Origin of the sequence: Campylobacter concisus (genome assembly GCA_002092835.1) — a bacterium.
Classification (GTDB): domain Bacteria; phylum Campylobacterota; class Campylobacteria; order Campylobacterales; family Campylobacteraceae; genus Campylobacter_A; species Campylobacter_A concisus_K.
Genome location: LVWL01000020.1, coordinates 307,103 through 321,499, shown reverse-complemented (window position 1 = coordinate 321,499; position 14,397 = coordinate 307,103). Strand labels below are relative to the sequence as shown.

Here is a 14,397-nt window from a genome sequence, read left to right as displayed (position 1 = left end):
TGTTTAAATTTGTAATAAAAGAAAAATGCTATAAATAATCGTATAGCAAAGTAGCATATAAATTTTTATAGATAAGTTCTATCCCTTAATTATTTTAAGGGATAGAATAGTAGGAGCTCTAAGAGTAAGTCAAAGATTAAAATTTACTTTTTCTAACTTCGTTTACTATCGCCTTAGCCATGTCGTCAACATCAGATGTTACTTCATTTGCTTTATTGACAATTACTACATTTTCTTTTGTAAGTGTGTCTATTTGAGCAACTGATTGGTTTATCATATTGATTCCCTCACTTTGCTCTTTTATAGATTCACTCATTTCATTGATTGATTGAGCTAGTACATTTGTATTTGCTTCGATCTCTGTTAGAGATTTTTGAGTTCTCTCTGCTAGTTTTCTAACCTCATCTGCAACGACCGCAAAGCCTCTGCCGTGCTCTCCTGCACGTGCCGCCTCGATCGCGGCATTAAGAGCTAGTAAATTTGTTTGATCAGCTATATCTCTAATAATAGTTATGATGTTTTTAATCTCATCACTTTGTCTAATGACATCTGATGTCTTTTGAGATATTGCATTCATTGAGCTTGACATTTGCTCTACTGCGGCAGCAGACTCTTGAAGTGAGCTTGCTTGTACATTTGCGCCTTGAGTTAGTTCTTTCATTGACTGACTTAAAGCCTCAGCCTTTTCTTCTAGCACATGAGCTTGATCTAAATTTGCCCTTAACATCTTGGCTATCTCTTCACCAAGAGCATTTATACCAACCGCCATTTTGCCATCATCTTCAAGCCTTTTAGTAAAGTCTTGTTTTTTAAAGCTTTCTAATAGATTTAACACGTCATCGCCATTTTCCGCAATAGCATGCTTAAGTGCGATTTGTAAGTCTTTGAAAGTTTGTTTTAGCTGGCTAAGTGCAGGATTTGAAGTATCTGCGTTAAGCTGAGCTACGTAGTTACCTTTGCCAATTTGATTTACAAAAGTATTTGCCTCTTTAATGAAGTTATTTTGTTCAGATAAATTTGCCTCGATTTGTTTGATATTCTCATTTATCAGTGCACTCATCTGTCCGATCTCGTCGCTACCGCTACGATCTAAAAATTCAGCCTTATTAGATTTATAATTTAAGAAGTCAAAAAATCTAACTAATCCATTTTTAGTCTGATCTATGCCAGAGATCAGATTTTTACCTATTAATGTAGATACTAGCAACATAAGTAAAATACAAATCGCAATCACAATAGAACTTATAATAAGTTCGGTATTTGCATCACCCTTAATACGTCTTGCATCTTTTTGCATATTATCAAGTAGTTTAAGCTCAAGCTCTCTCATCGCATCTATCGTAACACTTATCTTTGAAAACCAGCTTGATGCATCATAAGATGCATCTTCTGTTGCAACTACATTTTTAATAATATTTATAGCATCTATAAAATCAGCCTTTTTTCTAGCGATAGCATCAAATTCGTCACTAAATTCTTTTGGGTTGTAATCGTCAAAATCCTGCATAAATTTATTTATAACGCTATTTAGTGCAACTACTTTATTGTAGTCCTCTTTGCTTATGCTCTTTTTAGTAAAAACCCCATTTAAAGTAGCACGCAAAATACCAAAAGACTCTTTTATCTCACCAACAATAATGATACGCTTTAGATCATCTACCAAGCTAGGTTCGAGCTTATCGCTATATCCATTTATAGCAATAACCTCTTTTCTTAAAATTTTTGTTATACGGCTAATTAGATCATTTCCACTTTTTTGATCTACATTTGAGCGGATACTATTTATCTCTGAAGCTATTTCATTTTTCTCTTCAAGCTTATCAAGCATAGCGTCTACTTTTTTACGCTGTTCTAATAAATTTTTATTATCCCCTCCTGCTAGCACACCTGAGCTAAATCCGCGTTCTTTTTGCATCTCATGGATAAAATTATTTTGATTTATGATTGTATCCACGATTTTCTCACTAAACTCTGCTTTTGAGCGAGTCTTTAAGATACCATTTAGCATGTATGCACTCATGATACCAAGGCCAATAAGACTGACGATAACTATCGCCATAATCTTAGATTTAATACCTAGATTATTCATTTTCTCTCCTTTTAGTTTTTCTTAATATCTGCTTCAAAAAATAAAGCCATACGACTTTAATACTTAAAATTTATCAACCAAAAAATACTTTTGGTTGTTTTTTATAAAAAATATTGATTAACGCATTTATGTAAAATTTTAATTTATATTTAGCTTTATTAAATAGTAGGAATTTTTTAACAAAATTGTGATACATACAAATAGAAAATAGCACATTTAAAATAAATGCCGTTCTCATCCTGAGAAGCTTCATTTTTTCTCCTTGAAAATAATTAAGTCATTTTATTAATTTTACTTTTAAAAGATGTTAAATTTTAAAAATTAGAAAAAAGTGAGTTTTTGCAGAGAATTCCTGCTTCTCTGCAAATTTTGTATTTAAATTTATTTCTTTAATCCATATTTATCTAGCATTTTGTCAAATTCACCAGACTTTTGTAGCTCATCGATCGCTGCATCTATCTTCTTGATAAGCTCAGTATGTTTGCCTTTATCAAATGCCATCGCAAATCCTTCCGTGCCATCAGGAACTCTTAAAAATTCTTCTAAATCTGGATTTTGTTTTAAATATTCAACTCCTATAGGACTATCAGTTAGTACAACGTCGATTTTGCCAGCGTTTAGTGACATGATAGCAGCTGCTACATTTTCAGCAGGTATCGACTTAGTAGTTATGCTTTTGGCTGCTTCTTCTTGAAGTGTGCCAACTTGAGCTGAAATTTTCTTATTCTTAAGGTTGTCTTTATTTACATCTGAGCCTTTTTTGCGGATAAATAAATTTTCTGAAAAATAATATGGCTTAGTGAAATCAACCGATTTTCTTCTCTCATCAGTTGCACTCATTCCGCTTATGGCAATATCAATTTTACCGGTTTTTAATGCTGATATCAGTCCATCAAAGCTCATATTTGCAACATCAAATTTTATTCCAGTTTTTTTGGTGATCTCATTTAATAAATCTATCTCAAAGCCAACAATTTTATTGTTTTCATCAAGATATTCAAAAGGTGGATAATCAGCACTCGAGCCAACTTTATAAACTACATTTTTACTAGCTTCTTCGGCATTATTTACTGCATTTTTTTTGTTAGTATCATCGCCACAACCTAGTAAAAATAAAACCAAGCTTGCCATCAAAAATTTTAAAATTTTACTCATTTTCTACTCCTTTAATGATTTAAAATTTTGCCTAAAAACTCTTTTAAACGCTCATGTTGCGGATTTGTAAAGACATTTTTTGGTGTGTCATCAACTGCTATCTTGCCTTTGTCCATAAAGAAAATTCTATTTGCCACATTTCTTGCAAAGCCCATCTCGTGAGTCACAACAAGCATCGTTATACCCCTTGCAGCAACATCTTTCATGATATCAAGCACCTCTCCGATCATCTCAGGATCAAGCGCACTTGTCGGCTCATCAAAAAGTATCACTTCTGGCTCCATTGCTAGGCTTCTAGCGATCGCGATACGTTGCTTCTGTCCGCCTGATAGTTTGTGCGGATAGGCAAATTTCTTATCACTTAGCCCAACACTTTTTAGCAACTCATCGGCTCTTTTTTCTGCACTTGCTTTATCTAAAATTCCCGCTTTTATCGGGGCTAGAGTTAAATTTTGCAAGACGTTTTTATTTGCAAAAAGATTAAAGTGCTGAAAAACCATGCTCACTTTTTGGCGAATTTTATTTATGTCTGATTTTTTATCTAAAATATCTTCGCCATTTATCTTTATGTGTCCACTATCTGGCTCCTCAAGGCGGTTTATGCAGCGTAAAAATGTGCTTTTTCCACCACCACTTGGACCAATTATCGCTATAACTTCACCCTTTTTTATATCTACGCTAATATCATTTAAAACACACAAATCGCCATAACTTTTGTTTAAATTTTTAATCTCAATCATGGCGGTTTAATCTCCTCTCGAGTAGTTTTGCTAAAAGTGTAAAAAATTTAACACTCACATAATAGACAATACCTGTAAAAATGACTGGCTCTGGACTATAAAAGACCGCTTGCAAGCTCTTACTTTGCATCGTGATATCAACGACGCTTATATAGCCCACGACCGATGTCTCTTTAAATAGCGATATAAACTCATTCGCAAGAGCTGGCAAGATATTTTTTGTAGCTTGTGGGAAAACTATCTCGCGCATCGAAACATAGTAGTTTAGGCCCATCGCACGAGCCGCTTCCATTTGTCCTTTATCCACGCTATTTATGCCACTTCGCACGATCTCGGCCACATAAGCAGAGCTATTTAGCCCAAGCGCGATGAGAGCTACATAAAAATTATCACTCCATGTTGCAAAAATGACAACTGAAAATATTAAAAGTTGAAGTATTACAGGCGTTCCACGTAAGATATCGATATATTCATCAATTATAAAATTTAAGACTTTAATGTTTAAAAATTTAATAAACGCCAAGGTAAATCCAAGCGTTATGCCTATGGCAATACCGCCTATCGTTAGTCCTAAAGTCACTCCATAACTTTTGATATAAGCGATCTCTTGAGCCTCACTAAGATCTCTTGGATAGAAAAAATATGCTCCAAGTGAGACGATTATTATAAAAAATAGAAATTTAGCTAAATTTTGAGCCTTCAACTTTGTCCTTCTCTTTAAAATATGGCTTTAAATAATACGAAAAAATTTATATCATTTTGCTTAAAAGCGTTTAAGGATCGGCGCTGAATGTTGTAATTTAAAAAAATTTATATTAACATAAGCCATTTATCTTAATTTGAAAGGAAATTTATGAGCTTTGGGTCTTATTTAGCCATCGCCATCTATTTTGGCTTTTTGCTCTTTATCGGACGATATTTCTACGATAAAAATGCAAGTATGAACGAGTATCTGCTAGATAACCGTCGAATGGGTCCAGTAGTTACTGCACTTAGTGCTGGTGCTTCTGATATGAGTGGTTGGATGTTACTTGGCGTGCCCGGAGCCTTATACGCAACTGGTATAGCAAATGTGTGGATGATAATCGGTCTTATCATTGGAGCTTATTGCAACTATCTATTTTTAGCAAAGAGGCTTAGAATTTATACTGAGGTTGCGAGTGATAGCATCACGATACCAGACTTTTTAGAAAATCGCTTTAAAGATAGGACTAAAATTTTAAGAATCATCTCTGGTCTTATCATTTTGATCTTTTTCACACTTTATGTAAGTAGTGGCATTATCGCTGGTGGAAAGACATTTGAGAGCTTTTTTGGTTTAAAATTTGCCTACGGAGCGGTCTTTACACTTGTCATTGTGGTCTTTTACACATTTTTTGGTGGGTTTAAAGCAGTTAGTATAACTGACGCATTTCAGGGGCTTTTGATGTTTTGTGTCCTAGTCTCGATCCCAGTCGTGGCATATCTAAATTTAGACTTGCCAAGCGATACAAATTTACTAAAAGAGATAAGCAAGCTTGATGCAAATCACCTAAATCCATTTAGAGATCAAACTTTTTGGGGAATTTTAGGACTTATGGCTTGGGGATTTGGCTATTTTGGCCAGCCACATATCATTGTTAGATTTATGGCGATACGCGATTCAAAAGAGCTTGCTAAAGCAAGAAGGATCGGCATTGGCTGGATGAGCATTGGGTTGCTTGGTGCGATTATGAGCGGACTTATTGGCTTTGTCTACTTTAGTCAAAGAGGCGGTCTTAGTGATCCTGAGACGGTGTTTTTAAAGCTTGGTGAGCTACTTTTCCCACCATTTTTTATAGGCATTATCATCTCAGCTGTGCTTTCAGCGATCATGAGTACTATCTCAAGTCAGCTTTTAGTTACGTCTAGCTCGGTAACAAAGGACTTTATCTTTGCATTCTATAAAAAAGAGATTAGTCAAAATACACAAACAGCGATCAGTCGCTATGCTGTCGTAGTAGTAGCCATAGTTGCTACCATACTTGCTTTTATCTCGACAGATAATGTTCTAAATGTCGTTGGAAACGCTTGGGCTGGATTTGGTGCGAGCTTTGGACCAGTGCTACTTTTTAGCCTTTACTGGAAGCGCATGAGTGCACTTGGAGCACTTGCTGGCATGATAGCTGGAGGTGTGACCGTAATATTTTGGATCACTTCGGGGCTAAACGCTTATGTTTATGAAATTTTACCTGGCATCATAGCTTCTTGCATAGCGATCATTAGCGTAAGTATTTGGGGAGATGCGATAAATAAAATGACGAGCGAACCTCACGAGCAAGTCATAAAAGATGAATTTGAAAAGATGAAAACAAGGCTTTAAGCCTTATCTTATAAGAAATTCCTAGTATCTTGTGCTAGGAATTTCTGCTAATTCCTTCTTAAAATTTTAATCCCTTTTTTAGTTTTCTTATCAAAAATCTAGCTGGATGAAGCTCGTGAAATAGCGATCTTTCTATGCAAAGTGGGCGATCAAGCACAAGATCAACTATCAAATTTGCTCCAAGTATCGCTGTGCCAAGACCTCGTGAGCCATGAGCAAAATTTACAAAGACATTTCTTTCGTAGCTTGCTTTTGGATTGTTATCTTTATTTTTGCTCCAAAATAGCCCTTTGTAGTTTTGTTTATAAAATTCCTCATCATGTAAAGCGCCAATTATCGGAAACCTATCTCCGCTATAGCTTCTATAGCCTACACGTGAGCCGATAATATTCACTTTTTTGATATCAAAAAACTCACTTACATCGCTTAAATTTTTAGTATTATCCTCAACTTTAGGCGTATCGCAAATTTCATTTCTGGCATAAGTTGCGCCGATAACTTGTACGCCTTTGATGGCTGGGCAGATGTAGCCTTTTGCGCTTAGTGGCATGGCATTTTTTAGCACTGGTTTTAGGTGAGTTACTTGGCCTCGGACACTGCTTATTTGCATATCGTAGTCCTTAAAAATTTCACTGCTCTTACTGCCAGTGCAAAAGACCAAAATATCAGTCTCTAAATTTTTACCGTTTTTAAATTTAACGCTGATCTTGCCATTTTGCAGATGCGCTCTACTCTCATACTCGTGATTAAATAAAATTTCAAAATTTTTTGATAAAAATTTACAAATTTCTCTTGGTCTAGTGTATGCGCCATCTTTTATAAAAATGCCAGGATACGGCTTTAGGCTACTGTCAAATTTAAAAATTTCCTCCGCACCTTGATCCTGCCACGAGCCATATCTCTTAACTAACTCATCATCAAATGCGTAATCGATGCAGCCATTAAATTTGATAAGACTTTTTGGCAAAGTTGCCTTATAAAATCTCACTGCTTGCAAAAATGCGTTTAAGTGCATGTGGCCTAAATTTACACCAGGCTTGGTAACTAGCGGCATCAAAGCACCACAGTGATTACCAGAGCCATTTGTAGCCACTTCACCATTTGCCTCAGCGATCACCACTTTAAAGCCATTTTTGGCTAGTTCGCCAGCTGTTGCAAGTCCAGCCACACCAGCTCCTATGATAAGCGCTGTTTTGCCTTTTGGCTTAGCCAGTGGTTCACATCTCGTAAACCAAGCATCCTTTAAATTTTCATCCTTTTTCTCTAGCACGGCGCTACTCATCTGGCGTTTTCTAGCGTATCCCTCTTTTAGGCTTAGCAAAAAGCCAGCGCTCTTTAGCCCGTCTTTTACTATTTTTGCACACGAGTAGGTTCTAGCAGTAGTTCCAACCCTGCTTAGTCTTGCGATCTGTCTAAAAATTTCTTCGCTCCAGATCGAGCCATTTTTACTTGGAGCAAAGCCATCTAGAAACCAGATGTCGGCAATAAAATCAAGCTCAGATAAAATTTCTTTAGCCTCGCCGTAACAAAGATCAAGGGTGATATTTGGAGCAAAATTTATACGGTGTATGCCCTCAATAAGCGGTGGGTAGAGCGAAACCAGCTTTTTGGAATAAGCTTTAAAAATACCTAAATTTTCATAAATTTCTAAAAGATCATCTTTTTTAATAGGGTTTTTTTCGATACTAACAAAGTGAAGTTTTTTAGAGCTATTTTTAAATTTCTTACAAAGTGTAAAGAAATTTAGTCCAGCACCGAAGCCAGTCTCAGCGACGATGAAGCTATCTTTACTCTGCCAAATTTCATCAAGTGCGCTTGCAAAGACAAATTCGCTCTCAAGCCAGGGTTTATCAGTATTAAAGTAGATGTCACCAAACTCCTCGTTAAATGGAATTTGTCCCTTGAAGCTTAAATTTGCATTTTTCATCTATTTTTTGCAAAATATCCATCTATACCGTTTGCTATACCGTTTGCAAGGGCGTTTTGATAGGCATCATTAAAGAGCTTTTCGCCCTCAACTGGATGCGTGATATAGCCGATCTCAACAAGAACTGCTGGCATAAGAGCACCAACAAGTACCCAAAACGGCGCCTCTCTCACACTGCCGTCACTTGCAGCATAGACCTTTCTAGCACTTGCTAAAATTTCTTTTTGGATATCGATGCCAAGCTTATTTGACGCGATAATCTTCTCGCGATTTAGTACATTTAAAAATGTCTGCTGTGAAAAGTAATTCATCTCTTCAATATCTGATTTGTTTTCAAGTGCGGCTGCGTTTTTGCTACGTTCGCTTCTTGCAGGCGACAAGAAAAATGTCTCAATGCCATGCATGGTCTTTGCTTTTTCTGCGTTTGGAGCGGCATTTGCATGGATAGAAACAAAAAGGTCAGCCATCTTATCATTTGCAAATTTTGTTCTTGTTCTTAAATTTATAAAGACATCGGTTGACCTGGTAAAAAAGACCTTGTAACCACGTGCTTTTAATATGTCGCCAAGTTTTTTGGCTACACCTAGAACTGCGGTTTTTTCCTGAAGCTTGCCATTCACTGCACCTGGATCAGTGCCACCATGACCTGGATCGATGACGATCGTTTTGTTACGTGAAAATTTACTAGCCGCAACTGGTGGCAAAGGTGCTGCCACTGGCTCACTTTGTGCAGGCTGTGGCTTTAAATTTGGCCCTGGTTCTTTTGGCTGAATCTCTTCGTTTTTATTTTTAGTTTTATGAAGTGGTGTTTTTACATTTTCGTTTGAGATAAAATTTTGTGTACTTATTATGAGTAGATCACCTGTTGCATTTGCTTTTATAGTCTTTTGGATCTTATCAGAAAAAATAACTCTAACGGTATTTTTATCATACTGCGAGATGTGAATATAATCAGATATAAAATTTTTATAAGTTAGCGGATTGCCATTTAACCTACCATCAATGTCCATAATGTTTTTATATGTATTTTGCTGCTTTAAAAAGGATGTTTTTAATTTTGCAGTATCAATTTTTGTATTAAACTTAAGCACCAAAGTGTCATTTACCTTGGTTGCACTAAGCAGCGTCAAAGTAGTAGCACTAGCACTAGACGTACTAGTGCTCTTTATGCCATTTAGTGCATTTAGATCTTTTATATATCCACTTGAATCAAAACCAAGCGATTTTGAGCTGGTTATAAGCCTTGTGAGTGCTTGTTTTTTTATATTTTTGTCATTTTTTATGATCGCGTCGACATAGATGTCTTTTATATCGTTGTGAAATTTGATCTTTGCACTTCTGCTTGAGCTGGCAAAATTTTTATCAAATTTTGCAAATATCTCCGAATTTATCGCAGCAAAAAGAAAATTACAAACAATAAAAAAGAGGATTATCGCTCGTTTCATTCACCATGTACCAGCTTATGCATTAGCTCTTTTACGCTTATTAGCTCTTTTAGTTTATATCCGTTTGCTCCTGTGAAAAATAACCCGGTCTCTTTTTTGCCACTAAATGAGTCAAACAGCCTATCAGCGATGCAATATCCAACCTCTTTAGCTCCTTTGCCCCTTTGACAAGGGCTCACGCAGTTGCTTATACACTGGATCTTTGGTCCCATCCTTTTTTCTACCAAATTTATCAAATTTGTTCTAATCCCACGAGCCGGATAGCCAACTGGACTTTTTATAAGCTCTATGTCCTTTTCCTCGGCTGCTAGTATCACTTCTTTAAAACCAATATCTGCGTCACACTCATGAGTACCGATAAAGCGTGTGCCCATTTGAACGCCATCTGCGCCTAGTGATATTGCCTTTTCTATGTCGTTTTTATCCCAAATTCCACCGGCTGCGATGAGCGGAAAGTCGCCCCACTCTTTTATCTCGGCCTTTACTTGTGGGATTAGATTAAATAGCGAAAACTCAGGATCAAGGCACTGCTCGTAAGTAAAGCCCTGGTGTCCGCCGCTTAGTGGCCCTTCAAGTACGACAGCATCTGGTAAACGGTCATATCTTTGTAACCAGCGTTTGCAGATGATCTTTAGTGCTTTTGCGCTTGAGATAATAGGAACTAGCGCGACTTCTTTAAAATTTTGTGTAAATTCTGGCAAATTAGTAGGTAGCCCAGCACCTGACACGATGATATTTATACCGGCTTCACAAGCGTCTTTTACTACTCTTGCGTAGTCATTTGCAGCGTACATTATATTTACGCCAAGCGGCAAATCTCCACAAATTTTTCGGGCATTCTCAATAATTGCTCTAAGACCTCTTGTTGAGTAGAAATTTTCACTTCCCAATGGCTTTGCATTTAGCTCTTTGTTTATAAATTTACGATTTTCATAATATCCTGTGCCAACTGAGCTGATTATTCCAAGACCGCCTTCAAGGCTGACGCTGCCAGCTAGTTTGTCCCAGCTGATACCAAGTCCCATACCGCCTTGAAATATCGGATACTTTATCTCATATTTTCCTATTTTTAATGGCTTTAACTCCATCTATTCAACCTTTACTTTTGCAAATTTACGCTTTCCGACTTGCAAGATATATTCACCTGCCTCTAATTTTAACTGCTCATCACTAATCTTTTCTTGATTAATGCTAACCGCATTTGCCTTTATGTCGCGTCTTGCTTGAGAATTTGACTCACTTAGCTCACACTGCGATAGAGCTTCTACGATCCACACCGGTGCTTTTAAGCTAAATTCTTTGATATCAGTTGGGAGCTGATTTTGAGAGTGTACGCTATTAAACTCAGCCATCGCAGCTTTTGCAGCCTCCTCGCCGTGATACCTTGCTGTTATCTCGTACGCAAGGTCCTCTTTTGCTTTTTTTGGATGATACTTGTCGTTTTTTACATCGTTCATTAAATTTTCTATCTCGCCAAGCTTTTTGTGCTTAAAAGCTCGTACCAGCGCCACATTAGCTCATCGCTTATACTAAGCGTTTTTGCAAACATATCATTTGCATTTTCGGTTACACCGATATAGTTTCCAAGGCTTTTGCTCATCTTATTTACGCCATCAAGTCCCTCAAGAAGTGGCATCATGATGACAGCTTGCTCTTTGCCAACATTATATGTTCTCTGCAAAGTTCTACCCATTAGAAGGTTGAATTTCTGATCCGTACCGCCCATCTCGATGTCACACTTCATCGCAACGCTATCATAACCTTGAAGAAGTGGATACATAAATTCACAAATTGAAATTGGACTACCAGATTTTATCCTTTTTTCAAAATCGTCACGCTCTAGCATTCTAGCGACTGAAAATGTGCTAGTTAGCTCTATCATTCCAGCAGCTCCAAGCTCATTTGACCATTTTGAGTTAAACATTATCACGGTCTTTTTTGGATCTAAAATTTTAAAAACTTGCTCTTCGTAGGTTTTAGCGTTTTTTAAAACCGTCTCTTGATCTAGCTTCTTTCTGGTGGCTGATTTGCCAGTTGGATCGCCTATTTGAGCGGTAAAATCGCCTATCAAAAACTGCACGATCGCGCCATGTTTTTGAAGTAGTGCCATCTTGCTTAAAACGACTGTGTGACCTAAGTGAAGGTCTGGAGCAGTTGGATCAAAGCCAGCCTTTACATAGAAATTTTCACCTTTTTCATAATAGTTTTTTATTAAATTCTCAACTCTTTCAAAGTCAATAATCTCGGCAACACCGCGTTTTATCTCTTGTAAAATTTCAGCTATATCTTGCATTATCTTTCTCCTAGTTATGGTATGGATCGCTTTGCGAAACAAAATCTATAATCTTATATCTATCTTTGATCTTCTCTCTTAGCTCGTTTGCATCGATGTTTTCGGCTATCTCAACACTTATCTCAAATGTGTCACCGCTAAGGTCATTTGCTTCGTTTAGCGAGATTGTAGCCAAATTTACATCTAGTCTAGCAAGATATGTTAAAAATTCAGCCAACGCACCTTTTCGGTTCTCAAGATTTAATAAAATTTTATATCTATGTGGGGCATTTCTAGTCCATTTGACAAAGATGATCTCATTGCCCTTATCCATAAGCTTTCCAGCACGCTCACAAAGTTTGTGGTGCACTGTCACATTGTGCCCATTTTTAAAGCCAACTATACTATCGCCTCTTTTTGGGTTACAACAATAGTCAAACTCGACATTTGAAATTTTGTGATTTGAATAGATTACGATATTTTCAAATTTTTGCTTTTTAACCTGATATTTGTCTCCCAAAGAGATCATAAAAGGACGCTCTTTTTTTATATACTTTTTAAGCATATTTACGACCTCTTGCAAAAAATCGCTTTCAGTTGCAGCACGAAAAACTTTTTTGCCTAAATTTTCATACTCTATCCAGTCTAAAATTCTATCTTTTGAAACGCCAAAAACCGACTTTAAAATATCAACTGCAATTTTATAATTTATATCTTTTATCTTTTGCTTGCAGTATGTTCTTATAGTAGCCCTTGCTTTACCAGTTCGAACGCTATTTATCCACGAACAGCGAAATTTTGCCTCCTCGCCAGTTACGATCCTTACAATATCGCCGTTTTTTAGCTCTGTTAAAAGTGGCATTCTGACGCGATTTATATAAGCTTCTTTTGCGTAAAGTCCGATTTCCGTGTGAATCTCATAAGCATAATCAAGTGCAGTAGCCCCGCGTGGAAGCGTAAAAACCTCACCTTTTGGCGAATAGACCGCAATATCTTCTATATAAAGACTATCTTTTGCATATTCATAAAGCTCTTCGACGTTACTTTCAGCTTCATTGTTTTGCATACCAATGTCGTTTAGCCAGTCAAGTTTTGGATTTAGTAAACTGCCCTCGCCATTTTTGTATTTCCAGTGAGCTGCGACACCGTATTCAGCGGTTTTGTGCATATCGTAAGTACGAACTTGTGCCTCAAAAATACTCTTATTATCAAAAATAGTTGTATGTATCGTTTGATAGCCATTTTGCTTTGGAAGCGCAATATAATCCTTAAATCTCGAAATAAGAGGATTAAAATTTATATGCAAATTTCCAAGCGCAAGATAGCAATCAAGCGGCTTTTGCACAAGAATTCTAATGGCGAGCAAATCAAGCACCTCTTCAATCGAAATCCCTTTTCTTTGCATTTTTAAATAAATCGAATAGTAATGCTTTATACGTTTTTGTATCTCAAAAGTGCCCTCAATAAAGCCATTTTCAAGCAAAATTTGATTTACTTTCTCGTAAAAAGCATTTAGCTTAAGGCTAAGCTGCTGCTTATTTTTATTTAAAAAACTATCAATCTTGGCGTATTCTTCTGGCATCGCATATTTAAAACTTAGATCCTCAAGTATATTTTTAATCGATGAAATTCCAAGCCTATGAGCAATCGGAGCATAGACCATAAGCGTCTCTTCAGCAATTCGTTTTTGTTTTTCTACTTTTAATGCATCAAGGGTTAGCATATTATGAAGCCTGTCACAAAGCTTAACCACAAGAACTCTAACATCCTCAATGGAGATTAAAAGCATTTTTCTAAAAGTTAGCGCCGAGCTTGCTAGTTTTTCGTTACTACTTGAGCTTGCAAGCTTGTTTTCTCTTATAGCAACTATCTTTGTAAGCCCCTCAACCAGTTTTGCCACTTCATCACCAAATTCAGCCTGGACTTCACTAAGCGTAACTTCAGTATCTTCAACTACATCGTGAAGTAGTGCAGTTATGACCATACTCTCATCTCCACCCATATTTGCTACTATTGATGCTACTAAGATAGGATGGATTGCGTATGGCTCGCCACTTTTGCGATATTGACCGGCATGAGATGTGACACAGCTATCTATAGCTTTGTCTAATTTCTCACTTCGTTCGCAAAGAGAAAAGAGCAGCGTTATAGCTTCTGACACATTTTTACAAGGTAAAATTTGTTCTATTAGCTGCTCTAAAAAAAGACTATTTTCCTTCAACTATTGCCTCTAAGCCTATTTTGCCCTCAGCTACTTCAAGTAGCGCAATGTCAGCAAATTTCATCTTTGAAGTATCAGCATTAACAAAAGTTTGAGCTCCATTTGCCAGTGCTTCTGCACGCTTTGCAACTATAAGTGAAAGCTTATATCTATCATCACCAACTTGCTTTAACGCTCTTGCTGTTATTTGTTCTGTTCTCATATTTA

At 36.7% G+C, this 14,397-nt stretch carries 11 protein-coding genes and 1 pseudogene; 1 reads left to right on the top strand and 11 read right to left on the bottom strand.

All coding sequences use genetic code 11. The annotated features are described in order from the left end of the window. Window positions 1-136: 136 nt before the first annotated feature. The 5 genes from A3835_07425 to A3835_07405 all read right to left on the bottom strand — a co-directional run bounded on the left by A3835_07425 (window position 137) and on the right by A3835_07405 (window position 4,687). On the bottom strand, window positions 137-2,089 hold the full coding sequence (locus A3835_07425) for a DNA polymerase III (protein ORI07381.1): 1,953 nt from the start codon (window positions 2,087-2,089) through the stop codon (window positions 137-139). Between the two features lie 73 nt (window positions 2,090-2,162). Continuing rightward, a complete protein-coding gene (locus A3835_07420) occupies window positions 2,163-2,342 on the bottom strand; it encodes a hypothetical protein (protein ORI07380.1) in 180 nt (59 codons plus the stop codon). A gap of 128 nt (window positions 2,343-2,470) precedes the next feature. Beyond that, window positions 2,471-3,244, bottom strand: a complete 774-nt coding sequence (locus A3835_07415) for an ABC transporter substrate-binding protein (protein ORI07379.1) — start codon at window positions 3,242-3,244, stop codon at window positions 2,471-2,473. An 11-nt stretch (window positions 3,245-3,255) separates the two neighbouring features. Further along, window positions 3,256-3,984, bottom strand: coding sequence for a peptide ABC transporter ATP-binding protein (locus tag A3835_07410; protein ID ORI07378.1), 729 nt, complete (start codon window positions 3,982-3,984; stop codon window positions 3,256-3,258). Then, window positions 3,977-4,687 carry an amino acid ABC transporter permease gene (locus tag A3835_07405; protein ID ORI07377.1) on the bottom strand — a complete coding sequence of 237 codons (711 nt, stop codon included), beginning with the start codon at window positions 4,685-4,687 and terminating at the stop codon, window positions 3,977-3,979. Before A3835_07405 ends, A3835_07410 begins: the two co-directional genes overlap by 8 nt. 150 nt (window positions 4,688-4,837) lie before the next feature. On the opposite strand from A3835_07405, the gene A3835_07400 reads away from it, so the two are divergent. Then, a complete protein-coding gene (locus A3835_07400) occupies window positions 4,838-6,325 on the top strand; it encodes a sodium:proline symporter (protein ORI07376.1) in 1,488 nt (495 codons plus the stop codon). A gap of 58 nt (window positions 6,326-6,383) precedes the next feature. Here A3835_07400 and A3835_07395 read toward each other — a convergent pair whose 3' ends face one another. The 6 genes and pseudogenes from A3835_07395 to A3835_07370 form a co-directional block, all read right to left on the bottom strand. Further along, window positions 6,384-8,252, bottom strand: coding sequence for a bifunctional tRNA (5-methylaminomethyl-2-thiouridylate)-methyltransferase MnmD/FAD-dependent cmnm(5)s(2)U34 oxidoreductase MnmC (locus tag A3835_07395; GenBank protein ID ORI07375.1), 1,869 nt, complete (start codon window positions 8,250-8,252; stop codon window positions 6,384-6,386). Further along, the gene (locus A3835_07390) at window positions 8,249-9,697 is read right to left on the bottom strand and encodes an N-acetylmuramoyl-L-alanine amidase (GenBank protein ORI07374.1); all 1,449 of its coding nucleotides are present in this window, start codon (window positions 9,695-9,697) and stop codon (window positions 8,249-8,251) included. Before A3835_07390 ends, A3835_07395 begins: the two co-directional genes overlap by 4 nt. Continuing rightward, window positions 9,694-10,785: a 2-nitropropane dioxygenase gene (locus tag A3835_07385; GenBank protein ID ORI07373.1), complete on the bottom strand. Its 1,092-nt coding sequence runs from the start codon at window positions 10,783-10,785 to the stop codon at window positions 9,694-9,696. The genes A3835_07390 and A3835_07385 overlap by 4 nt, the downstream gene beginning before the upstream one ends. Beyond that, a pseudogene (locus A3835_07380) lies at window positions 10,786-11,990 on the bottom strand (tyrosine--tRNA ligase). It abuts the gene before it with no gap. A gap of 10 nt (window positions 11,991-12,000) precedes the next feature. Next, window positions 12,001-14,190 (bottom strand): bifunctional (p)ppGpp synthase/hydrolase, encoded by a 2,190-nt coding sequence (locus A3835_07375; protein ID ORI07372.1) that lies wholly within the window; start codon window positions 14,188-14,190, stop codon window positions 12,001-12,003. Next, complete coding sequence (locus tag A3835_07370) at window positions 14,177-14,392, bottom strand: DNA-directed RNA polymerase subunit omega (GenBank protein ORI07371.1); 216 nt, start codon at window positions 14,390-14,392, stop codon at window positions 14,177-14,179. Before A3835_07370 ends, A3835_07375 begins: the two co-directional genes overlap by 14 nt. Window positions 14,393-14,397 lie beyond the last annotated feature (5 nt).